This window comes from Pseudomonas parasichuanensis (genome assembly GCF_021601385.1).
Classification (GTDB): Bacteria; Pseudomonadota; Gammaproteobacteria; order Pseudomonadales; family Pseudomonadaceae; genus Aquipseudomonas; species Aquipseudomonas parasichuanensis.
On sequence record NZ_BQHO01000010.1, the window covers coordinates 21,077 to 45,812 of the forward strand.

Annotated in this window: 24 protein-coding genes; 12 read left to right on the forward strand and 12 right to left on the reverse strand. The window is 63.5% G+C overall.

Annotated elements, in window-relative coordinates; genetic code table 11:
* The first annotated feature begins 38 nt into the window (after positions 1-38).
* A complete protein-coding gene (locus L6D77_RS10460) occupies positions 39-494 on the forward strand; it encodes an NUDIX hydrolase (protein ID WP_232884120.1) in 456 nt (151 codons plus the stop codon).
* 5 nt (positions 495-499) lie between these two features.
* Here the strand turns inward: L6D77_RS10460 and L6D77_RS10465 are convergent, their stop codons facing one another.
* From L6D77_RS10465 to glsB, 3 genes are all read right to left on the reverse strand, one after another.
* Positions 500-1,690 carry a hypothetical protein gene (locus L6D77_RS10465; RefSeq protein ID WP_232884121.1) on the reverse strand — a complete coding sequence of 397 codons (1,191 nt, stop codon included), beginning with the start codon at positions 1,688-1,690 and terminating at the stop codon, positions 500-502.
* Positions 1,691-1,995: 305 nt separating this feature from the next.
* Positions 1,996-2,853 (reverse strand): DUF4365 domain-containing protein, encoded by an 858-nt coding sequence (locus L6D77_RS10470; protein WP_232884122.1) that lies wholly within the window; start codon positions 2,851-2,853, stop codon positions 1,996-1,998.
* Positions 2,854-3,022: 169 nt separating this feature from the next.
* Complete coding sequence (gene glsB / locus L6D77_RS10475; RefSeq protein ID WP_232884123.1) at positions 3,023-3,943, reverse strand: glutaminase B; 921 nt, start codon at positions 3,941-3,943, stop codon at positions 3,023-3,025.
* A gap of 225 nt (positions 3,944-4,168) precedes the next feature.
* On the opposite strand from glsB, the gene L6D77_RS10480 reads away from it, so the two are divergent.
* The 3 genes from L6D77_RS10480 to L6D77_RS10490 all read left to right on the forward strand — a co-directional run bounded on the left by L6D77_RS10480 (position 4,169) and on the right by L6D77_RS10490 (position 8,149).
* A complete protein-coding gene (locus L6D77_RS10480; RefSeq protein ID WP_232884124.1) occupies positions 4,169-5,398 on the forward strand; it encodes a DUF1835 domain-containing protein in 1,230 nt (409 codons plus the stop codon).
* Positions 5,399-5,607: 209 nt separating this feature from the next.
* Complete coding sequence (locus tag L6D77_RS10485) at positions 5,608-7,107, forward strand: sensor domain-containing diguanylate cyclase (protein ID WP_232884125.1); 1,500 nt, start codon at positions 5,608-5,610, stop codon at positions 7,105-7,107.
* A gap of 85 nt (positions 7,108-7,192) precedes the next feature.
* Positions 7,193-8,149, forward strand: a complete 957-nt coding sequence (locus L6D77_RS10490) for a bifunctional helix-turn-helix transcriptional regulator/GNAT family N-acetyltransferase (protein ID WP_232884126.1) — start codon at positions 7,193-7,195, stop codon at positions 8,147-8,149.
* A gap of 13 nt (positions 8,150-8,162) precedes the next feature.
* Here the strand turns inward: L6D77_RS10490 and L6D77_RS10495 are convergent, their stop codons facing one another.
* Positions 8,163-9,251 (reverse strand): polyamine ABC transporter substrate-binding protein, encoded by a 1,089-nt coding sequence (locus L6D77_RS10495; protein WP_232884127.1) that lies wholly within the window; start codon positions 9,249-9,251, stop codon positions 8,163-8,165.
* Positions 9,252-9,294: 43 nt separating this feature from the next.
* Positions 9,295-10,593, reverse strand: coding sequence for an NAD(P)/FAD-dependent oxidoreductase (locus L6D77_RS10500; protein WP_232884201.1), 1,299 nt, complete (start codon positions 10,591-10,593; stop codon positions 9,295-9,297).
* 133 nt (positions 10,594-10,726) lie between these two features.
* Here L6D77_RS10500 and L6D77_RS10505 point away from each other — a divergent pair, with 133 nt between their 5' ends.
* Complete coding sequence (locus L6D77_RS10505) at positions 10,727-11,638, forward strand: LysR substrate-binding domain-containing protein (RefSeq protein ID WP_232884128.1); 912 nt, start codon at positions 10,727-10,729, stop codon at positions 11,636-11,638.
* Positions 11,639-11,707: 69 nt separating this feature from the next.
* The gene (locus tag L6D77_RS10510; RefSeq protein WP_232884129.1) at positions 11,708-12,349 is read left to right on the forward strand and encodes a LysE family translocator; all 642 of its coding nucleotides are present in this window, start codon (positions 11,708-11,710) and stop codon (positions 12,347-12,349) included.
* A gap of 552 nt (positions 12,350-12,901) precedes the next feature.
* On the opposite strand, the gene L6D77_RS10515 is transcribed toward L6D77_RS10510, so the two are convergent.
* The 4 genes from L6D77_RS10515 to L6D77_RS10530 all read right to left on the reverse strand — a co-directional run bounded on the left by L6D77_RS10515 (position 12,902) and on the right by L6D77_RS10530 (position 16,102).
* On the reverse strand, positions 12,902-13,600 hold the full coding sequence (locus L6D77_RS10515; protein ID WP_232884130.1) for an anti-sigma factor: 699 nt from the start codon (positions 13,598-13,600) through the stop codon (positions 12,902-12,904).
* Positions 13,597-14,145: a sigma-70 family RNA polymerase sigma factor gene (locus L6D77_RS10520; protein WP_232884131.1), complete on the reverse strand. Its 549-nt coding sequence runs from the start codon at positions 14,143-14,145 to the stop codon at positions 13,597-13,599. The genes L6D77_RS10515 and L6D77_RS10520 overlap by 4 nt, the downstream gene beginning before the upstream one ends.
* Before the next feature lie 102 nt (positions 14,146-14,247).
* Positions 14,248-14,775, reverse strand: coding sequence for a DUF3455 domain-containing protein (locus L6D77_RS10525; protein WP_232884132.1), 528 nt, complete (start codon positions 14,773-14,775; stop codon positions 14,248-14,250).
* Positions 14,776-14,968: 193 nt separating this feature from the next.
* Positions 14,969-16,102: an aminotransferase class V-fold PLP-dependent enzyme gene (locus L6D77_RS10530; protein WP_232884133.1), complete on the reverse strand. Its 1,134-nt coding sequence runs from the start codon at positions 16,100-16,102 to the stop codon at positions 14,969-14,971.
* Positions 16,103-16,509: 407 nt separating this feature from the next.
* On the opposite strand from L6D77_RS10530, the gene L6D77_RS10535 reads away from it, so the two are divergent.
* Positions 16,510-17,439 (forward strand): malate dehydrogenase, encoded by a 930-nt coding sequence (locus tag L6D77_RS10535; RefSeq protein WP_232884134.1) that lies wholly within the window; start codon positions 16,510-16,512, stop codon positions 17,437-17,439.
* A gap of 73 nt (positions 17,440-17,512) precedes the next feature.
* On the opposite strand, the gene L6D77_RS10540 is transcribed toward L6D77_RS10535, so the two are convergent.
* Complete coding sequence (locus L6D77_RS10540; protein WP_232884135.1) at positions 17,513-18,223, reverse strand: tellurite resistance TerB family protein; 711 nt, start codon at positions 18,221-18,223, stop codon at positions 17,513-17,515.
* Positions 18,224-18,457: 234 nt separating this feature from the next.
* On the opposite strand from L6D77_RS10540, the gene L6D77_RS10545 reads away from it, so the two are divergent.
* Positions 18,458-19,000, forward strand: a complete 543-nt coding sequence (locus L6D77_RS10545; protein ID WP_232884202.1) for a P-loop NTPase family protein — start codon at positions 18,458-18,460, stop codon at positions 18,998-19,000.
* 36 nt (positions 19,001-19,036) lie between these two features.
* Here the strand turns inward: L6D77_RS10545 and L6D77_RS10550 are convergent, their stop codons facing one another.
* A complete protein-coding gene (locus L6D77_RS10550) occupies positions 19,037-19,216 on the reverse strand; it encodes a hypothetical protein (RefSeq protein WP_232884136.1) in 180 nt (59 codons plus the stop codon).
* Positions 19,217-19,381: 165 nt separating this feature from the next.
* On the opposite strand from L6D77_RS10550, the gene L6D77_RS10555 reads away from it, so the two are divergent.
* From L6D77_RS10555 to L6D77_RS10570, 4 genes are all read left to right on the forward strand, one after another.
* A complete protein-coding gene (locus tag L6D77_RS10555) occupies positions 19,382-19,540 on the forward strand; it encodes a DUF2986 domain-containing protein (RefSeq protein ID WP_232884203.1) in 159 nt (52 codons plus the stop codon).
* A gap of 164 nt (positions 19,541-19,704) precedes the next feature.
* Complete coding sequence (locus tag L6D77_RS10560; RefSeq protein ID WP_232884137.1) at positions 19,705-20,226, forward strand: sigma-70 family RNA polymerase sigma factor; 522 nt, start codon at positions 19,705-19,707, stop codon at positions 20,224-20,226.
* On the forward strand, positions 20,223-21,188 hold the full coding sequence (locus L6D77_RS10565; protein ID WP_232884138.1) for a FecR domain-containing protein: 966 nt from the start codon (positions 20,223-20,225) through the stop codon (positions 21,186-21,188). Before L6D77_RS10560 ends, L6D77_RS10565 begins: the two co-directional genes overlap by 4 nt.
* A 97-nt stretch (positions 21,189-21,285) precedes the next feature.
* On the forward strand, positions 21,286-23,766 hold the full coding sequence (locus L6D77_RS10570) for a TonB-dependent siderophore receptor (RefSeq protein ID WP_232884139.1): 2,481 nt from the start codon (positions 21,286-21,288) through the stop codon (positions 23,764-23,766).
* Between the two features lie 62 nt (positions 23,767-23,828).
* Here the strand turns inward: L6D77_RS10570 and L6D77_RS10575 are convergent, their stop codons facing one another.
* The gene (locus L6D77_RS10575; protein WP_232884140.1) at positions 23,829-24,725 is read right to left on the reverse strand and encodes a LysR family transcriptional regulator; all 897 of its coding nucleotides are present in this window, start codon (positions 24,723-24,725) and stop codon (positions 23,829-23,831) included.
* Between the last annotated feature and the right edge of the window lie 11 nt (positions 24,726-24,736).

Consider the following 24,736-nt stretch of genomic DNA (forward strand, 5'->3'; position numbering starts at 1 on the left):
AACACCGGGCCTGTTCCCACACGCGAAAGGATATGCACATGCGCGAGCGCGAATCGGCACGGCTGCTGGTCATCAACCCGGAGCAACGGGTGCTGTTGTTCAGGTTCGTGCACACCCAGGGCGCATTGGCCGGCGATGACTATTGGGCAACGCCGGGCGGTGGCTTGGAGGCGGGCGAGTGCTTCGAGGCGGCGGCCATTCGCGAGCTGCGCGAAGAGACCGGCATCGTCATCGAGGCGGTGGATGAGTCCATCGCCGAGCGGCGCTTCCCGCTGGTACTGCCCAGCGGTGAAGAAGTGCTGTCGGTGGAGCGCTACTTCGTTGTGCAGATAGCGCAACAGGTGCTGTCCAACGCCGAGTGGACGGCAAATGAGTGCGAGGTGATCGCCGATCATCGCTGGTGGTCAGCCGAGGAGCTGCGGCTCACCAGTCAGATCGTGTGGCCGGAGCACCTGGTGGCGATGCTCGTGCAGGCAGGTGCCTTCCCGATATGACGCTGTCAACTGCGACCGTCCGGTGGCGCAATATTTACCCTAACTTTGCGAATTTCCTGGGCGATGAATTGGGCGCTCTGTTGCACGTACTGTCTTGAAAGATACCAAGGCGGTGATGCTGAATCGATGTCGGTGAAGTTGTAGTATCGGATGCTTTCGTCCGTGTCCGGGTAGGGCATCCCCTCATGCTCGTAATCTCTTGTCCCAAAGATGAAATGATGCTCCTGATCAAGCAGGCGCACCAAGCGTTTAACCATCTGCGCGAGGCGATTTAAGTACTTGTAAGCTTCAATGCGTGCAAGGAAAATGACAATGTCGTCGAGCGTTCTAAGCCCTTCGTGTCTCCTGACTCCGTCCAGGCTCTCGCAATCTGCCAGGGTAGAGTTGACCTTGCGTCCCATATCCCGTGCTTGGATGACACCTGTCAGGAAGTCCCACATGCCGTTGATCGTAGAAGATGCAATTTTGTCGCTTTCGCCGAGTGCTTCGATGGCGTCGACATCTAATGGCCATGTCAGGATGTAGATAGCTTCCAGCACCCTGGGGTTTTTACCGCCACCCCCTGGTGGCAGTGAACTGCCCATTGAGTTGGCGGCGCCTTTCAGCGTGCTGAGATTGATGCGATTGAGGTTGGGATAGTGAGGGTGGACGGGATGAAAGCCCCATTTCAAGGCCAAGAAGTAGTCAGTACCAAGAATCGCCTTGATCTCTGGCCAGTTCAACACGTACAGCTTGGGTAATCGGATGATTGGCAATGAGGGCGCTGGCAGCCCGGCTTGCGCATCAATGTCTAAGGAGCGGTTGTGATTTGCGACGTGATCGATCACCGCCCGGGTTGTTTCCTCCAGCGACGTGACAATGAAGTGAGCACACAGTGGACTTTGGTAGCCTGCCAGCGCCTTGAGCTCTTTCATCAGATCGTCGACGCCGAACTTTTCGACCCGCTTACACTGCATAGTGGTCGGCGAAAAGTGATCGAAGATATCCACGCCGTGTTGTCTATCGCCGTTCTTTCCGTAGCCCGACGACGCCCAGTAGTTGATGCCCTGTTGCCGGCCGGTGCTGAATTTTTCCTGCACAAGAGGGAACGCGTCCGCACAGAATGACTGGAACTCCTGCCATGTGCTGGGTGGCTTGAGGTGGCGTGTGGAGTCTGACGCGGCGTGGAGCAGTCCGCTGGGCATGTGTCCATTCATGATGTGAAACTCCTTGAGGGTCGTTGTTTAGCGAATGATGGCTTAATGGCCCTTGCTAGTGACACCCATATTTTGCGCTGGGATTCAGCCACCGAGGGGAGATGAAGGGAGGTGTGCAGGTCGTTGCCGAGTTGAATCGGCTCGGCAACGGGGTCAAATGTTCGGTTGGCCGGCACTACCTGAGATAGTTGAGTCGGGCATGTCGCTTGAAGGCGGCAAGCTGAAGGCCGCGCGCCCTCATACGGTCAGCTTCACGCGACACCCAGCCGTTACAGGGCCTTGGAGGGGCTAACACTGTCATCCACCTACCAGTTTGGATAATGTTCGTCGAACAGCTTGATCAATACGCTATGCGTCCCGCTGTGTACCCAGGCTTGGCGTCTCTCGGTGTGGAAGCCGACTTCGACACTATGAAGATCGGCGATGAATACTGCCATGTTGAGTGTCGCCGCGTTGAGTTCGTTTCTGGCCTCTTTGAGATTGGGAGCATGCTTTTCAATCTTCGGCAGCACGCTCAGAATATCTTCAATATCGTCCCATTTTTTGCAGGCACGATCGAAGTCGCGCAGGTGAAAATCAATGGAGAGCAAGTCGAAGTTTTCTGTCTCGGTAATCGAGAAAAGCCAAGGATTATTGACAGGGAAGATTTTGTTGACCCTTGTGGTGATCTCTATAAGCGCGTCGATCATAGTGTTCAAGGTGGCTATTTTCCCTCTATAGGGGAGCTGGCGAATAGCGCTCTTGCAGGGTTCGGTCAATACGTTTGACGTGTCGAATGTGATGGTAGTGGTCTTACTGTCGTTTTGTCTCGCAGCCGCTATATAGGTTTCGATGGCCGCATCATTGATGACTTTCCAGTAGAGAACGGGGGTGTCTGTGCCCAGGCAGATAGACACCAGCAGCACAGTGTCCTCGATAGTGGACCAGTACTCGAGATTTTTCAGGTCAACGGGTACGTTGGGCTTGTCATCTTCTGTCGTCTTGATCTGGACTCCCAGGAAGTCGCCGGTCGAATGCTGCTCGTCATCGAATATTTCTATTTGTGCATCAATGCCGACATCGATGTCGAGCAGCCTGCAGGGCCACTTGAAATGGCGGGCAATCCAATAGGCGAAAAAATGTTCTCCAGCCTTTCCGTGCGCAGAATTTTTATTGAATTTCATGCGAATTCCTTGATCGTGACGGCATGCGTACTCGCCTCAATAAGTACCATGACTACAATGTTTTTGGATAATCCTGAGGGTGTAATGACAACACAGCGACGGTTCCACTGTTGTGCCCAGCGGTGATTTGCACCGAGTTGCACTCTTTCAGGTCGGCAGCCCAAGCTGCTCAGGGAACCGCCGAAAACACCGACCCGGTAATCCGCTCGCTCAACAACTCCAGCGCCCGCAACCCCGCCAGCGAATTGCCCGCGGCATTGAGCGCCGGCGACCACACGCAGATGCTGTAGCGCCCCGGTACCACCGCGACGATGCCGCCGCCCACGCCGCTCTTGCCGGGCAAGCCCACCCGGTAGGCAAAGTTGCCGGCCTCGTCATACAGCCCGCTGGTGGCCATGATCGCGTTCACCTGCTGCGCCTGGCGCGCGCTCAGCACCTGCTCGCCGCTGTTGGGGCAGTAACCGTTGTTGGCCAGGAAGGCGAAGCCACGGGCCACGTCGGCGCAGCTCATCGACAGCGCGCAGTGGTGGAAATAGCTGCGCAGCACCGCGTCGACATCGTTGTGGAAGTTGCCGAAGGCCTGCATCAGGTAGGCCATGGCCGCGTTGCGCGCGCGGTGCTGGTACTCCGACTCGGCCACCACGCTGTCGCTGACGATCTTCGGGTTGGCGGCCAGGCGGCGGACGAAGTCGCGCATCGACAGGGTCGGGGTGGCGTAGCGTGACTGGTTGATGTCGCAGATCACCAGGGCGCCGGCGTTGATGAACGGGTTGCGCGGGCGGCCCTTTTCCACCTCCAGCTGCACCAGCGAGTTGAACGCCTGCCCCGACGGCTCGTAGCCGAGGCGCGACCAGATGCCTTCGCCGCTGTGGTTGATGGCCTGGACCAGGCTGAACACCTTGGAGATGCTCTGGATCGAGAACGGCGTTTGCGCGTCACCCGCGCAGTGCAACTGGCCGTCGAGGCTCTGCACGGCAATGCCCAACTGGCGTGGTTCGACCTGGGCGAGGGCGGGAATGTATTGCGCCACCTGGCCTTGCTCGAGCAGGGGGCGGACGTGGTCGAGGATCTCTTGCAGAAGTGCTTGCATCGGGGGACCTGGGGCGAAAGGGCAGCGCTTGCGGGAAGTCCTGATAGACGCAGGCCAGAGGCGTCGGAGCACATCGATTGCGTCAAGCGCAGCCAGGCGCTACAGTCTCGCCCCAGGCGTTCGCTGCGCCCGCGGTCCGCGCGAAGGGGTTGCCCAGGCACTGCACGCTTTCATTACATCCCAGCTCCCGGCTTGTCGGCGGACCGAGCCCCACAAGGAGTTGGCATGCCCGCCATTCATGCATCCCGCCATCACGGCCTGATCGACCTGCCCGCCTTGCGCAAGCGCGCCAAGCGCCTGCTGAAAACCCTGGACGACGAAACCCGCGCCCAACTGCGCGCCCTCGGCCTGCCCAGGCCTGATTACCGGCTGGCCGACACCCAGTGGCTGGTGGCCCGCGAAGCCGGTTTCCCCAGTTGGCCAAAGCTCAAGGCCCATGCCGATGCCGTCGAGTTCGCCGCACGCCACCCCGGCTTTGCCACCGATGGCGAGGCGCAGGTGCAGCATTGGCGCTGCGGCAACGATATCGAGCACAGCCTGCGCATTGCCGGGCTTACCGGTGCCTTTCACATGTTCGACGACCCCATGGTCATGGGGCCGGTGCCGGCGTTGCCGGAGGCTGCGTACTGGCAGGTACGTACCGAGTATGTACTGCAGGCATTCAAGCTCCCGGTGCACGACATCGAGCAGCGCCAGGCCAGGCAGCGCGCAGCATTGGCGCAGCTGAACAGCGACAGCGAACTGGTGCTCTGGTGCGAGGCGGACGCCTACGACCAGTTGTTCCTGATCCGCGTACTGGCCAGCCTGCCGTGTCTACCGCGCCGGCTGGAACTGATCGAGACCTGCCAGGTGCCCGGTGTGCAGCGTTTCATCGGCATCGGCCAACTGGCCCCTGATGTACTGGCCTGGCTGTGGCCGCAACGCCGCGCCCTTGGCGACGATGCCCTGGCCCTGGCGCGCCAGGCCTGGGCCGCCTACACCGCAGCGGACCCGCGTGCCTGGGCGCAGCTTGCCAGCCGCCCGCATGCGGCCCTGCCGTTGTTGCAGGGTGCGCTGGCGCGCCAGCTGCAGGAACTGCCCGGCGCCGAGGATGGCCTGAGCCTGACCGAGCGCCTGACCCTGCGCATCCTCGCGCGCCTGGGCGAGCAGCCGGCGGCGCGGGTGTTCGCCGAGCTGATGGCGCACGAGGAGCCGCTGCCGTACCTGGGTGACATGATGTTCGCCGTGCTGCTGCGCCCGTTGATCGACAGCCCACGGCCGTTGTTGCTAGAAGGCGAGGGCGACAGCTGGCAACAACGTTCGTTACGGCTTACCGCCTTGGGCGAGCAGGTACTGGGCAGGCAGGCCAACTGGCTCGACCAACAGCCGGCCGAGCGCTGGGTGGGTGGGGTGCGGATCGCTGCCGGCCAGGCGCCCTGGGTGGTGAGTGAGGCGGGGCAGGTGTGGCAGCGATGAACACCTGAGTGCGTAGCGCCGCGTGTCGTCGCCTGCCAAGCGCCGACACTGCGGCAAAATGCGTCGCGACCAGCAAACGTTTTCCCCTTGCAGTGTCTGTGGTTACTGCACCATTACTCGACTCCTTGTATCCTTGCCCACGGCCAGGAATGCGCCTTCTGCCCAATGGCAGCCAGCTTGAGAATCCGGAATCTCCATCAGGTACTGACGTGAAGCGTGACATCCACCTCGTTGTGCTCTTGCTACTGGTTATTGGTTGTTCGCTGGCATCGCTGACCCTGTGGAAAGTCATGGCTTCCCGGGAGCGTGCGCTGGAAGAGGTGAACGTCCACGGCCTGAACCTGACCCAGGCCCTCTCGACCTATTCCGAAGGCATCGTGCGCCAGAGCTCGCTGCTGCTGCTTGGCCTGGTGGAGCGCCTGGAGACAGAAGGCAGCGGCCCGGCGCAGATCGAGCGGTTGAGAACCCTGGTGAGCCGTCAGCAGCCGCTGATGCCACAGCTCAGCGGTGTCACCATCTACGACAATCAAGGCCGCTGGTTGATGTCGTCCTACCAGCCGATCCCGTCAGGTGCCAACAGCAGTGACCGGGCTTACTTCATCCATCACCGCAACGACGCTTCCCGCGAGCCGTTCATCGGCCTGCCGATTCGCAGCCGCTCCAACCAGGAGTGGGTGATCACCATCAGCCGCCGTTTCAATGACGCCGATGGCACGTTCGCCGGGGTGGTGGCCGTGACGCTGGGGGTCGAGAACTTCCTGCGGCTCTTCGGCCAGATCGATGTCGGGCAGGAGGGCGCGATTGGCCTGTCCTATACCGACGGCTCGATGCTGGTGCGCTATCCCTTCCGTGAGCAGGACATGGGGCGCAACTTCTCCAAGTCGCCGATCTATACCAAGTACCTGGTGGACCAGTCCGTGGGGACCGCGTCGTTCACTTCAAGCCTCGACGGTGTCGAGCGGGTATATGCCTTTCGCAAGAATGAGCGGCTGGGGCTGGTGACCACGGTCGCGGTGGGCAAGCACGAAGTGCTGGCGGCATGGAAGCTCGAGGCGCTGGTGTCGCTGCTGGTGGTGGCCGGCCTGCTGGGCCTGACGGGCGCCATCGGCTGGATGCTGATCCGCGATATCCGCCGCAGGACCGCCGTGGAGGGGGAGCTACGGGTCACCCAGCAACAGTTGCTGGACTCCAATCAGCAGCTCGAACGCCTGGCGATGAACGATGCCCTGACCGGCCTTGCCAACCGCCGCTGTTTCGATGAAACCCTGGCACTGGAAGTGCAGCGCGCCCAGCGCCAGGGCACGAGCCTTGCGTTGCTGATGATCGATATCGATTACTTCAAGCTGTACAACGACACCTACGGGCACGTTGCCGGCGACGCCTGCCTGCGCGAAGTCAGCCACGTGCTGCAGGCTTGCGTGCGGCGCGCCGGCGACCTGGTGGCGCGCTATGGCGGTGAGGAAATCGCCGTCATCCTGGCCAACACCGAGCGCGATGGAGCGGAGGCGGTGGCGCGGCATGTGCTGGAGCGGTTGAGCCAGCGAAACATGGTGCACCGCACCAGCCCCTTTGGGCAGGTTACCGTGAGCATCGGCATTGCCTCGGTGCCGGGGGCGCAACTGCAAGGCGGCCAGGCTTTGCTCGATGCGGCTGACCAGGCGCTGTATGGCGCCAAGGGCGCTGGGCGCAACCAGCAGGTCTGTGCCTGACGCAGGGGGTTGACGAGCAGGCAAGCTGGACAGCACTTCCGGTACATGGTTGTATGTTGCAACTAATTGCGGGCGAGGCTGACAGATGAACATCGACCCTTCACTGGTGGAGCAGATCCGTAGCGCTTCACGCACCATGGTTCGCGAGCTGGGCTTCATGGGCAACACCCTGGCGGGCACTGCTCATTCGCCCTCGGCGGTGCATGCCTTGCTGGAGCTGGGCAACTGTGGCGCGTTGACGGCTGCGCAGTTGGTGCAGCTGTTGGGCCTGGAGAAGTCCAGCGTCAGCCGCATGGTCGCCAGGTTGATCGATGCCGAGGAGGTCGAAGAAGCCGCTGGCGAAGCGGATGGCCGCACCAAACGCCTCACCTTGACCGCCAAGGGCCAGCGCACGGTCGAGGCGATCCATGCCTTTGGCCAGGCCCAGGTCAGCACCGCGCTTGCCGCACTCGATACCGCGCAACAGCAGGGCGTGGCGCAAGGGCTGCAAGCCTATGCCCAGGCGCTGCAGGCCCATCGCCTGGGCACCGAGATAAAACCAGCTGGCGCGATCCAGATCAGTTGCGGTTACCGCCCCGGCCTGATCGGCCGCATGGCAGAAATGCATGCGGTGTTCTATGCCCGACACTCAGGCTTCGGGCCGTACTTCGAACGCCAGGTCGCCACTGGCGTGGCCGAGTTCATCGGGCGCCTGGACGATCCGCGCAATGGTATCTGGGTGGCCAGCCAAGGCGAGCGCATCGTCGGTTCGGTGGCCATCGATGGGCAGGGCCATGGCGACAACGCCGCCCACCTGCGCTGGTTCATCCTGGACGACGGCTGCCGAGGTGCTGGCGTGGGCCGCCGCTTGCTCCACGAGGCCGTGACGTTCTGCGACCAGCAGCGGTTCTCGGCCATCGAGCTCTGGACATTCAAGGGGCTGGACGCGGCGCGGCGCCTGTATGAGTCGTTGGGCTTCGAGCTCACCCACGAGGCGCCCGGCGATCAGTGGGGGGCGACGGTCATCGAGCAGCAGTTCGTGCGGCGGGTAGGGCCGCAGTAGCCTGCCATTGCGCTCACTTGCCGCTGACCATCCGTGTCCACAACCGCGTGCTCAAGCGCATGCCCGCCGGTGACAGGGTCTGGATCGGGAACAGCGTATCGAGCACCGCCTGCGGTGGGTACACCGCCGGGTTGTCGCGCAGTGCCGGGTCCACGTAGGGCAACGAGGCCGCGTTGCCATTGGGGTACTTCACCGCGTTGCTGATATGCGCCATCACCTGCGGGTCGAGCAGGTAGTTCAGGTAGGCGTAGGCGGCATCCAGGTGCGGCGCCGCCTTGGGGATCACCACCATGTCGACGGCGACCGTCGAGCCTTCACGCGGGATGCTGTAGCCCAGGTGCACACCGTTGTTGGCCTGTTGCGCGCTGCTCATGGCCTGCAGCACATCACCGCTGAAGCCGATGGCCACGCAGATATTGCCGTTGGCCAGGTCGCTGACGTATTTGGACTGGTGGAAATAACTGATCGACGGGCGGATCGCCAGCAGCGCCGCCTCGGCTTTCTTGAAGTCTTCAGGGCGTTGGCTGTGCGGGTCCAGGCCCAGCACCTTGAGGGTGATCGGCAGGATCTGCGTGGGGTTGTCGAGGAAGGCCACGCCGCAGGCGCTGAGCTTCTTGATGTTTTCCGGGTTGAACAGCAGCTGCCAGGAGTCGGTGACGTCGGTGCTGCCGAAGATCGCCTTGATCTTGTCGACGTTGTAGCCGATGCCGGTGGTTACCCACATGTACGGGATTGCATGGCGATTGCCGGGGTCGCTGGCTTCGAGCAGCTTCATCAGCTTGGGGTCGAGGTTGTTCCAGTTGGGCAGCTTGCTGCGATCCAGCTCCTGGATGGCGCCGGCCTTGATCAGCCGAGGCAGGAAGTGGTTTGACGGGCTGACCAGGTCATAGCCACTGCCGCCGGTCATCAGTTTGGCTTCGGTGGTTTCGTTGCTGTCGATCAGGTCGTAGGTGGTCTGGATGCCGGTGCGCTGGGTGAACACCGCCAGGGTGTCGTCGGCGATGTAGCTGCTCCAGTTGGCGATATTGACCGACTCGGCTGCCTGGGCGGCGAGGCTCAGCAGTGCGGTGGATGCGATGGCCATGCAGGTGGGTCTGATCATCTTGCCCTCTCTTGTTGTGATTGTGCGCAAGCGCTTGGGTTTATCAACGTTCCAGGCGTGCCCGGCGCACTTCCCAGGCCATGCGCAAGGAAGCACCGATGTCGAACAGGGGCCGTGGCGGCAGGTAGCCGGGGCGGGCCTGGGCCAATACGTCGGTGAGCAGCGGCGAGGTGTCGCCCGTGGCCATCTCGACCAGCAGCCGGCCCCACAGGGTGCCGCGGGCGACCCCCGAGCCGTTGCAGCCGGCGACCGCGTACAGCCCCTCGTCGACCCTGGCGAAACAGGGTTCGCCGGAGCGGGTGCCGCTCAGGTGGCCGGTCCAGGTGTATTCGAGGTCTTGGGCGTTCAGCCCCGGGAAGCGCTTTTGCAGCCCGACCAGGTGTTCGTGCTGGCGGGCCTGCAGCTGTGCCGGGCTGAGGTCGCGGCAGCGGTATTCGACGGTGTTGCGGATCAGCAGGCGCCGGCCCGGCAGCAGGCGCAGGGTGGCGCCGCCCGGCAGGCTCGACAGCACGCCCCAGGACCGTTCGCCGAACCGCTGTTGCCAGTGTTCCTCGGTCAGGGGCCGGGTGATGCTGGCGCTCAACTCCAGGGGGAAGGTGCCGCTGTGGTGCACCCCCACGCGGGGCAGGAAGGCGCCGACACACGCCAGCACGCGGGTGGCGCTGACCTGGCCGGCCTCGGTGCGGGCCTGCCAGCCGTGCTCGCCGCGGCGCAGGCTGAGCACCGCGCTGTTTTCGTACACCTGCACGGCCTTGGGCAACTGGTCTGCCAGCCCCCGCACATACGTGGCCGGTTGCAGCAGGGCGTTGCCGCCGGCGCAGTGGATGGCGCGGTTGTAGAAGCTGCTGCCCAGGCGCTGCTGCAGTGCCTCGCCTTCCAGGTAGCAGGCGCTGGCCCCGACCGCTTCGAGGGTCCTGAGCATGGCATCGACCTGTTGCAGGTGCGCCGGTTGGCTTACCGCGAAGTGGTAGCCGGTGTCGTCGTATTCGCAGGCGAGGCCCAGTTCTTTGATGCGCAGGCGTACTTCCTGGCCTGCCGCCACACCGATGCGCGAGGCCACGGCGAAATCGGCGAAGCCTGGGTTACCCAGCAGCTCGTTGTACCCAGGCTTCTCATGGCTGACGGCGAAGCCCGAGTTGCGCGCCGAAGCGCCCTGGGCCACCCGTTGCCGATCGAGCAGCACGACACGTTGCCCGGGGAATCGGGCGGCCAGGGTATGCGCCGCCGCCAGGCCGGTGATGCCGCCACCGATGATCAGCCAGTCGGCGGTGTGGTTGCCGTTCAGGCGTGGACGCGCGGCGGATTCACCGGCCAGTGCGATCCATCCACAGCGGTTGTCGATTGCCATCAGCTCCTCCACAATCAATGCGCACGGTTTATCGGTGTAGTACCTGGGTGCGCCTGTTGGGCCTAATCTACGAGGGCTACGGGTGTGTTTCTAACGCTAATATTTCATTCAGCCATTCTCAAAACGCATGGATAGAATTTTTCGCGTCCCCTCGCTGCAAGCGCTTCAGGCGCTGATCCAGGTGGCGGACTGCAGCAGCTTTACCGAGGCCGCCCGGCAGTTGCACCTGACCCAGAGCGCGATCAGCCGGCAGATCCAGCAGCTGGAGGAGCACTACGGCGTGGCGCTGTTCGAGCGCACCAGCCGCAAGGTGGCGCTTACCGACCAGGGGCGCGATGTGTATGCGGTGGCGAGCGAGTCGATGGCCGCGCTGCGAGCCCTGGCACAGCGCCTGTCACCGCCGCCGATGGACCGGCCGTTTCGCATTCGTATTTTCGTCTCGCTGGCGGTGCGCTGGCTGCTGCCGCGCCTGAGCAGTTTCTATGCACTCAACCCGGCGCTGAGCTTGTCCATCGAGACCGTCAGCGGCGAGGTGGTGGACACCAGCGGTGATTGCGATGCCTATGTGCTGTACCTGCGCGAGGGGCTCGACGAGCGCCCGTTGACGCTGTTGTTCGACGAGTACCTGCTGCCGGTCTGCGCGCCTGTGCTCGGTGACGGCCAGCCACCGCCCGGTTCGCTGGAGGCATTGGCGGGGCACGCACTGATTCACGGCTCGACCGCGCGCCACGAGTGGAACCTGTGGCTGCAGGCGCATCAGGGCCAGCCCGAACGGGCCTATCAGCACCTGATGTTCAACCTCGATGACCTGGCCCTGGATGCTGCAGCCCGTGGCCTTGGCGTGGCCATGAGCGACCGGATGCTCGCGCACGATGCCCTGGCCCGGGGCGACCTGATCGTGCCGTTCGGCGAGCCGCTACGCACCGGCGGTGTCTATGCCCTGTGGCTGCGCGACAGCGGGGTGGCGCACCCGGCCTGCAAGGCGGTGCTGCAGTGGTTTGAGACGCAACTGGAGCACACACGGCTTGGCACGCTCTAGCACGGGCCCCGAGCGTTTGCGCGAAAGCTTCTGTAAGCTGCTGCTTCCACCCCCGCAGAGTCCTTGAAAATGGAAGCCCACTCGATTCTTGCCTTCACCCTGGTCGCCGCGATCGCCATTGCCAGCCCTGGCCCCGCGACGCTGATGGCGATCAATAACAGCCTGGCCCATGGGCAACGCAGCGCGGTGTGGTCGTCGGTGGGCAACGCCAGCGGCCTGTTCTGCCTGTCGGCGGCGGCGATGCTGGGCCTGGGGGCCTTGCTGGCCAGCTCCGAGTGGCTGTTCAACGCGGTGAAGATCCTCGGTGCCGGCTACCTGTTCTACCTGGGAGCCAAACAGCTGTTGAAGAAAAGCGCGATGTTGGTGGAAGGCATCGAGGAGGGGGCAAAGAAGGCCAGCCCCACGCCCTGGAAGCTGTACAAGTCGGCCTTCCTCACGGCGGTGACCAATCCCAAGGCGACGATGTTCTTCACTGCCTTGTTCCCGCAGTTCATCGACCAGGGCGCCGCGTTGCTGCCGCAGTTCCTGATCCTCACCACGATCTTCATGGCGTTGTCGCTGACGTCGCTGAGCCTGTACGCCGCGCTCGCCGCCCGGGCCAAAGGCGTGCTGACCCGGCCGGCGCTGTCGCGCTGGGTGAGCCGGGTGGTGGGGACGACCTTCATTGGTTTTGGCGCGGCGATTTTGGCCATGCGCCGGCAGGGAGTGTGAGGCGGGCGTCTGCCCTGGTGCATGTCCTGAGTCCAGTGAGGGGCCGGCAACGCCCACTGTGATACCGCGTCATGCCACCAAGGCGGACAGCGGTGAAAGCACAGGAGTGACTGGCCCGAAACAGGTGTGGGAGCCGGCTTGCCGGCGATGCGCCGCGCGGGCGGCGCTCGATCTGATAGGCGCTGCAAAAACATCGGCGAATATCGGGTCGCCCTCATCCCATCTTCCGACCTGCACCTTGTGGCCTCCACCCAATCCTGATTTACCATGGCCCACGGTGTGGCGGCCAAGTGCCTGCCTTGGGATCGCATCTAGGCCACCAAGTGCCAGGCCAAAGCCTTGCAGCGCCCTCAAGATCGAGCGCCGCCCGCGCGGCGCATCGCTGGCAAGTCGCAGCGGCGAACCGCAGCTCCCACAGTCTGTTTCGGCTGCGGCAATCCTGTGACAGAGGCGGCGCCTGCCTTGGTGCATGTCTCAAGTCCGGTAAGGGGTCAGCAATGTCCACCTCGCTACCGCGTCATGCCAACAAGGCGGACAGCGCATTCCCCCCGTTTAAATGACTTTCACCGCCCGCCCAATGAACTTCACCGGCCCGGTCGGCAGCCCGGTAGGCGAGCCGCCGGCTTTCTCCAGTGTCAGCTCGAACAGCTGGTTGGCTTCCAGCGGTGGCAGGCTCTGCAGCGGCACGCGGTAAGATTCGCCCGGCTTGACCAGGCCCAGTGAAACCGGTGCGCGCCACTGCTCGCCCTTGGTCCAGAACTGCAGCGCCATGCCTTCAGGAACCGCATCCTGGCCAAGCGGGATCAGCTCGATCATGCGGCTGTCGCTGGCCTGCACCACCCAGCCAGGCGCCTGGCTGCTCGGCGCCACCAGTACCACCAGGTAAGTGGTTGTGGGCGGGGGCGCCGTCAGCAAGGTAAATGCCAGTAACAAGCATGCAGCAAGCCCTGCGACGCTCAGCCCTTGCCACAGGCCGAGACGCTGCCACCAACGCAGTTGCGCGTTTATGGGCGGCGCGGCCAGCTCATCAAGGCTGCGCTGGATACGGCCCCACAGGCGGGCACTCGGTGGCTGCGCAGGCGCGAGCGCGGTCAGCTCCAGCAAGCGTGCTTCCCAGGCGTCCACGGCGGCGCGCAGGGAAGGGTCGGTGTTCAGGCGCTCGGCCATCGCGGCGTGAAGCTCCGGCGACAAGGTCCCAAGCACATACTCCCCGGCAAGGCTGTCCAGCTCTTCGGCAGAATCCGGCTTCATTCCAGGCACTCCCGCAACGCCTTGAGGCTGCGCTTGATCCAGGCCTTGACGGTGCCCAGTGGCGCACCCAGCAGGCCGGCGATCTCGGCGTGGCTGCAGCCGTCCACATAGGCATGCAGGATGCAGCGCTGCGGTGCGGGTTGCAGTTGTTCGAGGCAACGGTAGATCTTCGCCGAGCCTGACCACTGGTCAATGTCATCGAGCCCCCCGTGCAGTGTGGCTGCCGCCTCGATGCCGGCCTCATCCAGCAGGCTTTCACGGCGGGTATCGCGGATCGCGTTCAACGCCAGGTGGCGGGTGATGCTGTAGATCCAGCCACGGGCCGAGCCGCGCGCGGGGTCGAAGCTGGCGGAGCGGGTCCAGATACGAATGATTGCATCGTGGACGATGTCTTCGGCGGTTGCGTCGTCGCGCGCGATGCGCCGGGCAACCCCGAGCAAACGTGCGCCTTCGTGATCGTAGAGCGCCTGCAAGGCCTGACGGTCGCCCTGGGCACAGGCCAGCAGGCAGCGGTGGAAGTCGAAGGGGGCGACGGGGGAGTTCAACGTGTGCGGCTTCCTTGGGGCAGGCAAGGTACCCCGGCCATCCGGCCGGGGCTTGCCAACGAGCGTAGATGATCGATGGCAGGGTGTCTGCTCAAGCGTCCGTCACTTGGCCGTCCAGAACACATAATCGGCCTGATACTGAACCACCTGCTTGGCCCCTTTGTTCTGCGCGGTGCAGTCGCTGGCCGGCGCCACGCCACCGCGGGTGGCCAGGCGCTGGATATAGCTGACCCCCTGCATGGCGCCTTTGCCTTCGGCCGGGTTGGCCTTGACCAGCTGGTAGGGCAGGGCGCCTTTGTCTGCAGGCGCCACCGCCAGCTGGGTGCCGGTGACTTTCGAGCCATCCTTGGCCTGCCAGGTGGCGGGTGGGCCGAAGTAGTCGCCCACTTGTTTGCCCGCGCGGTCATTGAGCACTGCCTTGGGGCCGACGAAGGTCCATTCGGTCTGGCCGGGGCTGTTGGCCTTGTCGCGGCATTCGTAGGTGATCTCGCCCACCCCGACGGTTTCGAGCATGACGCTGTGGCCGTCCGGGACCTTGACGGCATCCGGCAACGCAGACTGGGCGTGGGCGGGCTGCAGCGCCAGGGCGAGGCTGCAGGCAAGCAGGCAGGCGGAGGATTTGATGTTCATCGGCAATGCTCCTGACAGGACATTAGGCTGGGCAGCCAGTGGCCGCCCAATGACTACTACCCGCCAGGTGCCGTTGTGGATGCACTGCTTGAAAACAAATGTGTGCTGATAGGTGTTCTGGCAGCCAGGTGCCGAGCGCGGGCTGCAATGGATGCAAAGCAGAATCGTCGCGCAGGCACTTTTCGTACAAGGCCTAGTTCACCATCACTTCGCCCAGCACCTGCTCCAGGGTGCTGACCGTGCGCTCGATATTGTGCAGTTTTTCGAGCCCGAACAGGCCGATACGGAAGGTCTGGAAGTCGGCCGGTTCGTCACATTGCAACGGCACGCCGGCGGCTATCTGCAGGCCGTGCTCGGCAAATTTCTTACCGTTCTTGATGTTGGCATCATCGGTGTAGCTCACCACCACGCCAGGGGCCTGAAACCCGGCTGCGGCCACGCTTTTGATGCCCTTGCCGGTCAACATGGCGCGCACCCGATCACCCAGATCCCACTGTTCGTCGCGCAGTTTGTCGAAGCCGTAAGCCTGCATCTCGTTCATCACGTCATTGAAGCGCGCCAGAGAATCGCTGGGCATGGTCGCATGGTAGGCATGCCCGCCCTGTTCGTAGGCCTGCATGATCTGCAGCCACTTTTTCAGGTCGCAGGCAAAGCTGCTGCTTTGCGTGTGCTCAATGCGCTCGAGGGCCAAGGCACTGAGCATCACCAAGGCGCAGCACGGGGAGGCGCTCCAGCCTTTCTGCGGCGCGCTGATCAGCAGGTCGACTGCGCACTTGTGCATATCAACCCAAAGCGTGCCCGAGGCAATGCAGTCCAGCACGAACAGGCCGCCTACCGCATGCACGGCGTCGCCGACGGCGCGCAGGTAATCGTCGGGCAGGATAATCCCGGATGAGGTTTCAACGTGGGGGGCGAAGACTATCTGCGGCTTGTGCGCCTCAATGGCCGCCAGCACTTCCTGCAGAGGCGGGGGTGCGTAGGCTGCCTGGCGACCCGTGTCGACCGGTCGGGCTTTGAGTACCGTGGTGGCCGCCGGAATATTGCCCGCCTCGAGGATCTGGCTCCAGCGGTAACTGAACCAGCCATTGCGGATCACCAGGCATTGCTGGCCGGTGGCAAACTGTCGCGCTACCGATTCCATGCCGAATGTACCGCTGCCCGGCACTACCGCAACCGCCTGGGCGTTGTAGACCTGTTTCAGGGTCTTGGAGATGTTCTTCATCACGCCTTGAAAGGCCTGCGACATGTGATTGAGCGAGCGGTCGGTGTAGACCACCGAATACTCGACCAGCCCCTCGGGATCAATACTGGGATACAGCTTCGACATGCGGTGACTCCTTTGGCAGAGATGTCATGGGTATGGACCCTGTATCAAGTCCTGGCAAATGACAAAAATGATTGGGACTGCTGCCCTGGGACTGGTCGTTCAAGTTAGCAGATTCAAATCGTCATGCAGCAGGGGATGTTGATCGTCAGTTGGCCCTGGCAAGTGTTTGCCATGGGTCGAAGGCATAGCCGGTGCCATACACCGCGGCGCCTGCTTCGCGGCTAAACCCACTCCCACACCAGTCTTCTTTCACTGGCGGCTACGCGTCGTCAGCTGCCCTTCGAGGCCCAGGTGGGCCAATAGAGCGCCTTTCATCCCCCCTTCGAGTGGCCCTTTGGCGCCTGGGGTCAATACTTCCCTGTACAGGCGGGCGCGTTGCGGGTTTCACGCGCCGCGGGAGGTGGTAGATGAACAAGCTTTCGATTGTAGGTGCCGGCATGGTGGGCGAGGCGGCGGCTCAGGTCATCGCCCGGGAAGAGTTGTGCCGCGAGTTGATGTTGATCGATGTGCAGGGCGAGCTGGCGCAGGGCAAGGCGCTGGACGTCTGGCAGGCGGCCATCGAGTCAGGGTCCGATACCCGGGTCCTTGGTGGGTGCAATGCCGAAATGCTCCAGGGCTCCGAGCTGGTGGTGATTACCGCAGGCGTGCCGCGCAAGCCAGGGCAATCGCGTCAGGATGTGTTGAGCATCAACCTGCCGATTCTCGACAGCATCCTGCGGGATATCAGGCAGCATGCTCCGGCGGCGACGCTGCTGGTGGTGTCGAACCCGGTGGACGTGCTGACCTATCGGGCCTGGTCCAAGAGTGGCCTGGGGCGCGACAAAGTGTTCGGCCAGGCCGGGGTGCTGGATACCGCGCGCATGAAGTGTTTCATCGCCGAGGAAACCGGGTTTTCCGCTCGCGACATTACAGCGTTGGTGCTGGGCGGGCATGGCGACAGCATGGTGCCGCTGATGCGCTACTGTGCGGTCGGTTCGGTGCCGTTGTCCCAGTTCCTGTCCGCTGAGCAGATCGAGCGGATCGTGCAGCGCACGCGCCAGGGGGGCGGTGAGATTCTGGGCCTGAAGAAACTCGGCAGCGCCTGCGATGCCCCCGGCGTGGCCATTGCGCAGATGGTCGATGCCATCGCCAACGGGCGAAACCGGATTTTGCCGACGGTGGCGATCCTCGACGGCGAGTACGGGCGAAAGGATATCGCGATGGGGGTGCCCTGTGTGCTGGCAGGAGCAGGGATTGAGCGCGTGATCGAGCTGCCCCTGGATGCACAGGAGCAGGCGATGTTCGATCATTCTGCCGACCAGGTGGTGCGTGACATCGCAGAAATGAAGGCGTTGTAAGTGGGTGACCGCTGCGGTGGGTGCTTGCCTGCGCGGCTTCAGACTAATGAAGCGCGCAGGCATCACCGCCGGGTCAGGCGCCTCCCTTGGCCTGCTGTTCCAGGTGCAGCTGCAAGGTCGGATCGAGTTGCAGTGCACTGGCCAGCTCGTCAAGGTAGGCACGCTCGGCGTCCTGCTGGTCATCCACCAGCATCACGCTGGCCAGGTACATTTCCGCGGCCATGGCCGGGTCCCGGGCTGACTGCGCCACGTCGGCAGCATCGAGTGGCTTGCTGACTTCCTCGTCCAGCCATTGCTGCAGTTGCGGGTCGCTGGTCTGGCGTTTGATTTCGGCGTAGATCAACTGTTCTTCGTGTTCGTCGATGCGGCCGTCCGCCTTGGCGGCCGCAATCAGCGCGCGCAGGATGGCATGGCTGTGATCCTCGGCCTCGGGGCCGGCCAATTGATCGACCGTACGCAGCGCCTGTTGCGGGGCTGCCGCCTGGCTGCGCTGCCAGCTTTGATAGGCCTGGAACGCCATCATGCCCAACGATGCCAGGGCCGCGTAATTTGGGCCACCCGCGGAGCGCGCCTGGCCAGCGCTGCCGCCACCGCCCAACAGGCCACCGAGCAAACCACCAAGGCCGCCACCGCCAGCCGACGTACTGCCGCCGCCAAGCAGGCCGCCAAGCAAGCCACCCAAGCTGCCCAGGCTGTCTTGCGATGAAGTGCCGCCGCTCCCTTGTTGCGCTTGCGAGCGTTGTCCGGCCCGGAGTAACTGTTCGAGCAGATCACTGGTGTTCATGGCACCGCCCTCGGTTGATAGTCGTTGCCCAGCCAGGCAACGATAGCCCCCGCAAGGCGATCTGCCATGACCGCCTGACCGAAGGGAAGCCTCGGGGCACTGCTCAGCAGCCACAGCTTGATCTGTACGCATGGCTTGAGCCGCGAATAGGCGTCGTGAACGTCAATGTCAAAAGCCTTTTGGCGTGCTGTATCCTGACGCCCCCGAAAACAGCATGAATTCATGGAGGAAACAGTGCGGACCTACATTACAGGTGCCTCGTGTGCCGGGGTGACCACCTTGGGTCAGAACCTGGCGCTGCAACTCGGTGCACGGCACGCCGATGTCGATGATTTTTTCTGGATGCCGACCAACCCGCCTTTCACCACCCAACGCGAGGTCAATGAGCGCGTGCCGTTGATCCAGCAAGCACTGGGTGACGACGATTGGGTGTTGACCGGATCGTGCATGGTGTGGGGCGAGGCGCTGCTTGCTCAAGTCGATCTGATTGTGTTCGTAGACACCGCAACGCCCGTTCGCCTCGAACGGCTGGCCGCACGTGAAAAAGAGCGCTTTGGCGATCGGATCGCGCCAGGCGGTGACATGCACGAGATCCATGTGGCCTTCAAGGCGTGGGCCTCGCAGTATGACAACCCGGACTTCTCAGGGCGCAATCGGGCGTGGCATGAGCGCTGGCTCTCGGCGCAAACGGCTGCGCTGTTGCGCCTTGACGGCACAAGCAGTCCCCAAGAGATGGTCGCGCGGGTCGTCCTTGAGTTGTCGCACGCCTCACGTTGAATCAGGCCCGCCGAGCGTTCAGTTCATAAGCCTGAATCAGGCATTCGTGTCGCGCTGACGCGACCGCTGGTATCGGCTAAACCCAATCTGTATCGCTGCTGCCACCAGGCACAGCAAGCCGATTTTCAGCGTCGGGTCCATACCGTAGTGTTCGCACACTTTGCCCACGCCGATCACACTCACGAAGATGGCGATCGGTAACAACAGCTTTTGCATCCCATACTCCCGGTATCAAATCTTCAAGCTTCTGTGTGGTGGGGAAGGGTATCGCGTTGTCACCGATCTAGCAGCATTGCCGTGCAGCGCTTGCCGTCGCCGACGTTGCCCCGCGCCGGGTATGATGGCGCCTGCGTCATCAGCCTGACAGACCCGGACAACCCAATGAACCGCCAAAAGAAGATCAAGCAGCTCCTCAAAGCCCACGCGAAAAAGGCCAGCGCCAAGCTGGCGCCGCGCAAGCCCAAATACATCTGCAAGGCCGACCGGGCGAAGCTGGCTGCCGAGGCAGGTGCCGAGGCCGCTACCACCGCTGAAAGCTGAGCAGCAGGCCTGCTGGCTAACTGTATCGACGCAGGCCTGAACCCTCCCCGTAACACGCCTCTGCGCGATCGACCCCGAAGGTGCAGGCGCCCATGGCTATTGGCAACAGCTGCTCGCGCACATGACAATAAGAGTCATTACCACTCGCGAACTGTTCTATTGCCATGTCCGCCAACGATCTGTCCCTGCATAGCGCCGTCAACGACCTGTACTGCGACCATCACGGTTGGCTCAAAGGCTGGCTGCGCAAGCGCCTGGGTAACTCCTGCGATGCGGCGGACCTGGCCCAGGACACCTTTGTGCGGGTGCTCAAGGCCCGCAGCGCGCTGGAGGTTCGCGAACCGCGCGCCTACCTGTCGATGATCGCCAAAGGCTTGCTGATCGACCTGTTCCGTCGCCGCTCATTGGAGCAGGCCTACCTGGACACGTTGGCCAGCCTGCCTGAAGCGCAACAGCCGTCGCTCGAAGAGCAGGCGATCTGGCTGCAGGCCCTGGTGGAAATCGACCGCATGCTGCAAGGTCTGGGGCCGAAGGTGCGGCAGGTGTTCATCCTCTCGCAGTTCGACGGCCTGACTTACCCGCAGATCGCCGAGCGCCTGGGCATCGGCCTGCGCACGGTCAACAACCATATGGCCAAGGCCATGGAGCATTGCTGCCTGATGCAGATCGAGTTGCAGCTGGCATGAGCCTTTCGGCTGCCGAGCGCAAGGCGATCAGTGCCGCCGCGCAGTGGTACGCGCGACTGCAGTCGGGTGTCGCGACCGACGCCGAGCGCGGCGCCTTCAACGCCTGGCTGGTTGCTGACCCTGTGCACCAGCAGGCGTGGCAGCGCATGGCGGCGGTAGGCGAGCAGCTGGCCAGCGTGCCCGGCGCGCTGGCTGCACCGGCCTTGCGCGGCGTCGATCCGTCCCGGCGCCAGCTGTTGCGCAGCTTGGCGCTGCTGGTGCCGGCGGCCTCGCTGGGCTGGCTGAGCTGGCGCAGCGACACTTCGCAGCAACTGCTGGCCGATTACCGTACCGCAGTCGGTGAGCGCCGCGAATTCCGCCTGGCCGACGGCGGCACGCTGCTGCTCAACACCGACACCTCGGTCAATCTGCGCTACGACGGCCAGCAACGTGTGCTTGAGCTGTTGTCGGGCGAGATTCTGGTAAGCACCGCTGCCGACCCGGCCCGCCGGCCGTTCAAGTTGCTCACCCGACATGGCGAAGTCCTGGCGCTGGGCACGCGCTTCATCGTTCGCAGCGAAGGGGCCGGTGGCGAGGTCGCGGTACTGGAGAAAGCGGTAGAAGTGCGCTCGGCCAGCGGCGCCTCGACGGTGCGTGTCGAGGCTGGGCAATCGGTGAATTTCAATGGCCGTGCAGTGGATGCGGTACGGCGCAACGATGCCAGCGTGGGCGCCTGGCAACACGGCAGCATCATTGCCCTGGACCGCCCGTTGATCGACCTGCTGGCAGAGTTGGCCCGCTATCGCACAGGCGTGTTGCGCTGTGACCCGCGTATCGCCCAATTGAAGGTGTCCGGGGCGTTCCCCATCGATGACACCGACCTGGCGCTGGCCGCGCTGGAAAGCGGCTTCGCGCTGCGGGTGGCGCGTTACAGCCGCTATTGGGTGAACGTTTCGCCGCCTGCCGATGCATCGCGTCAGTGACGTAAAAATTCTTTCTACGGCTTTGCACTTTTTATCCGCATCGTTCGGCTCATCCCTCAATGCGCTTAATTGATCGTTGTTTTGGGGGAGGATAGGCATGTCTGCGGTATTCAAGGCGGGGCGTCTGGCGACGGCGGTAAAGGTGGGGTTGTTGGCGGTAAGCGTTTCCAGCGTCTGGTCCACGGCAACGTTAGCGGCACAGGGGGCGGTTTCGCGCCAGAGCGCGGTCAAGGCCTTCGACATTGCTGGCGGCAGCCTGACCGAAGTGCTCAGCCAGTTCGCCAGCGCCGCCGGTGCGGCGATTTCCTTCGATGCGCGGCAAACCGATGGCCTGCAGTCGCCCGGGCTCAAGGGCTCCTTCGGCGTCAGTGAAGGCTTTGCGCGCATCCTCGGCGGCAGTGGCCTGCAGGCCGAACCCCAGGCCAATGGTACCTATGTGCTGCGCGCCGCCCCTTCCAGCGGCGCGGCGCTGGAACTGGGCGCCACCACCGTCAACGGCCAGCTGCTCGGTGCCACCACCGAGAACAGCGGTTCGTACACCACCGGCGCGGTGACCATCGGCAAGGGAGAACACTCGCTCAAGGAGACCCCGCAGTCGGTCACCGTGATGACCCGCAAGATGCTCGATGACCAGAACCTCAACACCATCGACCAGGTCATGGAAAAGACCCCGGGCATCACCGTCTACGACTCGACCATGGGCGGCAAATACTTCTATTCGCGCGGCTTTCGCATGTCGGGCCAGTACCAGTACGACGGTGTGCCGCTGGACATGGGCAACCTCTACGTGCAGGCCGACAGCTTCAGCAGCGACATGGCCTACTACGACCGCGTCGAGGTGCTGCGTGGCGCCGCCGGCATGATGAAGGGCTCAGGCGGCACTGCCGGCGGGGTGAACTTTGTGCGCAAGCGCGGCCAGGCCGAGGCGCATACCGATATCACCCTCTCCGGTGGCAGCTGGGACAACTACCGCGGCCAGGTGGACACCGGCGGCCCACTCAATGCCAGCGGCACCTTGCGTGGCCGCGCCGTGGTCGCCGAACAGAGCCGGCATTACTCGGTGGACGATGCCAGCCGCAAGGACCAGGTGTACTACGGCGCCCTCGACGCCGACCTGAGCCCCGACACCACGGTCGGGCTGGGCGTCGCCTATGAAGACGTCGACGCCAACCCCTGCTGGGGCGGCATGCCGCGCTACCGCGACCGCAGCGACCTCAAGCTCAGCCGCTCGACCTGCCTGGACCCCTCGTGGAACACCTGGCGCAGCCAGCGCACCACGGTGTTCAGCGACCTTACCCACCCGTTCAATGACGACTGGCGCCTCAAGGTCGCCAGCGTCTACACAAAGAACACCCAGGACATCAAGTACGCCTTCGCCTCGGGTGCCGTGACGCCCGGCGTCAACACCACCGGCGTGCTCGGCAGCCTGTACGACTACGACCAGGTCGATTACGGCCTGGACGCCTACGTGGATGGCAAGTTCGACGCCTTCGGCCAGCGCCACGAACTGGTGCTGGGCATGAACGCCAGCCGTTCCAACAAGGATGACTTCTACTCGGTGGCGTTCTTGCCGCAGCGCCAGAATGTGTTCAACCCGAACAAGTTCATACCCGAGCCGGACGACAGCTACTTCATCAGGAATTCGTCCCGTGGCGGGCCGGTCAAGTCGGTCATCAAGCAGAAGGGGATGTACTCGACCCTGCGCCTGAAACTGGCCGACCCGCTGACCCTGGTCATGGGTGGCCGGGTGAGCTGGTACAGCGCCCAGACCGACTCCGACTTCATCAACACGGGCACCTCAGAGCATTCGCGCAGCAAGGAGACCGGGCAGGTCACGCCCTTTGCCGGCGTGCTACTGGACCTCAATGACAACCTCACCGCCTACGCCAGCTATTCGGACATCTTCACCCCGCAAGGCAACTACCGCTCCGAAGACGGTTCGGCACTCAAGCCTTTGGTGGGGCAAAGCTATGAGCTGGGGATCAAGGGCGCCTGGTTCGATGGTCGGCTCAACAGCGCCTTCAACCTGTTCCGCACCATCCAGAAAGACCAGGCGCAGACCGACTACAACTTGTCCTGCCCGTCCTCCGATGGCTATTGCTACGTCAACGCCGGCAGGGTTCGCGCGCAAGGCTTCGAGGCCGAGATCAGCGGCGAAGTCACCGAACGCCTGCAACTGCTCGCCGGCTACACCTACACCCAGACCAAGACCCTCGACGATATCGACAGCAGCCTGAACGGCGCGGCGTTCAACAGCTATGTGCCGCGGCATGTGCTGCGCATGTGGGGTGAGTACGCCCTGAACGGGGCGCTGGAGAAATTCAGCGTGGGTGCCGGGGTCAGCGCGCAAAGCGATAACTACCGGGTGTCGCCGGCCAGTGGCGAAAAAATCATCCAGGCCGGTTATGCCATCTGGAACGGCCGCATCGGCTACCGCATCGACGACACCTGGTCGGTGGCGCTCAACGGCAACAACCTGTTCGACAAGCGTTACTACAGCACCATCGGTACCGAAACCTTCGGCAACTATTACGGTGAGCCGCGCAACTTCATGGTGTCGGTGAAGGCGAGTTTCTAAGCCCTGCCGATAGCGTTTGACCTGATGCCCGGAGCCGAACTCCGGGCATTTTTGCGTGCTAACTACAACGCCAGTTGCAACGAGCTGCCCTTTAGCAGCGCCACCATCATCTGCGCCGCCGGCGGCATGTAGCCCTCGGCACGGGTCAGCAAGGCCACCGTGCGACTCATGGTGGTTTCGGCCAGCCGCACCTCGCGCAGTTGCGCCATGCCCTGGCCGTGCTCCAAGGTTTCCCGGGCCAGGAAGCTCAGCAGCCGCGTGCGGGCGATCAGCCGTGGCAGCAGCGAGATCGAGTTGGTTTCGATCTGCGCCACCGGCGCTGGCAACTGGCGCGAAAGAAAAGCGTTGTCGATCCAGCGCCTGGCCGTGACCGTCGGCCCTGCCAGCACCCAGCGGTACTGGCACAGGTCCTTGAGTGTGTAAGGCTGGCTGAAGATCGGGTGGTCGGCGCTGGCCACCACCACGGCTTCGTCCTGGATCAGCGGGTGGGCGATGAACTGCGGGTCTTCGACGATCAGCGGGCAGATGATGGCGTCCAGCCGGCCGGCGCGCAGCGACTCGCGCAGCACGTCGTCCTGGCCGATGGTCAGGCTCAGGGTGAGGTCGGGGGCGCGCTCCAGCAGGCTGGCCACCAGTTGCGGCAGCAGGTGCTCGGCCATGCTCGCCGCACAGCCCAGGCGAATGTTGCCGGTCAGGCCGCTGGCGAAATCGCGCACTTCGCGCTCGGTTTCGCTGATGCTCAGGCGCAACTCCTTGCCCCGTGCCAATAGCAGCGCGCCGACATCGGTCAGCTTGATGCGCCGGCCGTCGCGCTGGAACAGCCGTGTGCCCAGTGATTCCTCCAGGCGCTGGATGCTCTTGCTCAGGGCGGGCTGGCTGCGGTTGAGCTTTTCAGCCGCACGCCCGAGGTGGCCGAGCTCGGCGATGGTCTCGAAGTAGGTCAGGTCGCGTAGGTCCATGATTCATGAAT

Excerpts from the sequence above, each read along its gene's own strand:
- L6D77_RS10460 (WP_232884120.1), top strand. The coding sequence starts at position 39 with ATGCGCGAGCGCGAATCGGCACGGCTGCTGGTCATCAACCCGGAGCAA.
- L6D77_RS10465 (WP_232884121.1), bottom strand. The coding sequence starts at position 1,690 with ATGAATGGACACATGCCCAGCGGACTGCTCCACGCCGCGTCAGACTCC.
- L6D77_RS10470 (WP_232884122.1), bottom strand. The coding sequence starts at position 2,853 with ATGAAATTCAATAAAAATTCTGCGCACGGAAAGGCTGGAGAACATTTT.
- glsB (WP_232884123.1), bottom strand. The coding sequence starts at position 3,943 with ATGCAAGCACTTCTGCAAGAGATCCTCGACCACGTCCGCCCCCTGCTC.
- L6D77_RS10480 (WP_232884124.1), top strand. The coding sequence starts at position 4,169 with ATGCCCGCCATTCATGCATCCCGCCATCACGGCCTGATCGACCTGCCC.
- L6D77_RS10490 (WP_232884126.1), top strand. The coding sequence starts at position 7,193 with ATGAACATCGACCCTTCACTGGTGGAGCAGATCCGTAGCGCTTCACGC.
- L6D77_RS10495 (WP_232884127.1), bottom strand. The coding sequence starts at position 9,251 with ATGATCAGACCCACCTGCATGGCCATCGCATCCACCGCACTGCTGAGC.
- L6D77_RS10505 (WP_232884128.1), top strand. The coding sequence starts at position 10,727 with ATGGATAGAATTTTTCGCGTCCCCTCGCTGCAAGCGCTTCAGGCGCTG.
- L6D77_RS10510 (WP_232884129.1), top strand. The coding sequence starts at position 11,708 with ATGGAAGCCCACTCGATTCTTGCCTTCACCCTGGTCGCCGCGATCGCC.
- L6D77_RS10515 (WP_232884130.1), bottom strand. The coding sequence starts at position 13,600 with ATGAAGCCGGATTCTGCCGAAGAGCTGGACAGCCTTGCCGGGGAGTAT.
- L6D77_RS10525 (WP_232884132.1), bottom strand. The coding sequence starts at position 14,775 with ATGAACATCAAATCCTCCGCCTGCCTGCTTGCCTGCAGCCTCGCCCTG.
- L6D77_RS10530 (WP_232884133.1), bottom strand. The coding sequence starts at position 16,102 with ATGTCGAAGCTGTATCCCAGTATTGATCCCGAGGGGCTGGTCGAGTAT.
- L6D77_RS10535 (WP_232884134.1), top strand. The coding sequence starts at position 16,510 with ATGAACAAGCTTTCGATTGTAGGTGCCGGCATGGTGGGCGAGGCGGCG.
- L6D77_RS10540 (WP_232884135.1), bottom strand. The coding sequence starts at position 18,223 with ATGAACACCAGTGATCTGCTCGAACAGTTACTCCGGGCCGGACAACGC.
- L6D77_RS10550 (WP_232884136.1), bottom strand. The coding sequence starts at position 19,216 with ATGCAAAAGCTGTTGTTACCGATCGCCATCTTCGTGAGTGTGATCGGC.
- L6D77_RS10555 (WP_232884203.1), top strand. The coding sequence starts at position 19,382 with ATGAACCGCCAAAAGAAGATCAAGCAGCTCCTCAAAGCCCACGCGAAA.
- L6D77_RS10560 (WP_232884137.1), top strand. The coding sequence starts at position 19,705 with ATGTCCGCCAACGATCTGTCCCTGCATAGCGCCGTCAACGACCTGTAC.
- L6D77_RS10565 (WP_232884138.1), top strand. The coding sequence starts at position 20,223 with ATGAGCCTTTCGGCTGCCGAGCGCAAGGCGATCAGTGCCGCCGCGCAG.
- L6D77_RS10570 (WP_232884139.1), top strand. The coding sequence starts at position 21,286 with ATGTCTGCGGTATTCAAGGCGGGGCGTCTGGCGACGGCGGTAAAGGTG.
- L6D77_RS10575 (WP_232884140.1), bottom strand. The coding sequence starts at position 24,725 with ATGGACCTACGCGACCTGACCTACTTCGAGACCATCGCCGAGCTCGGC.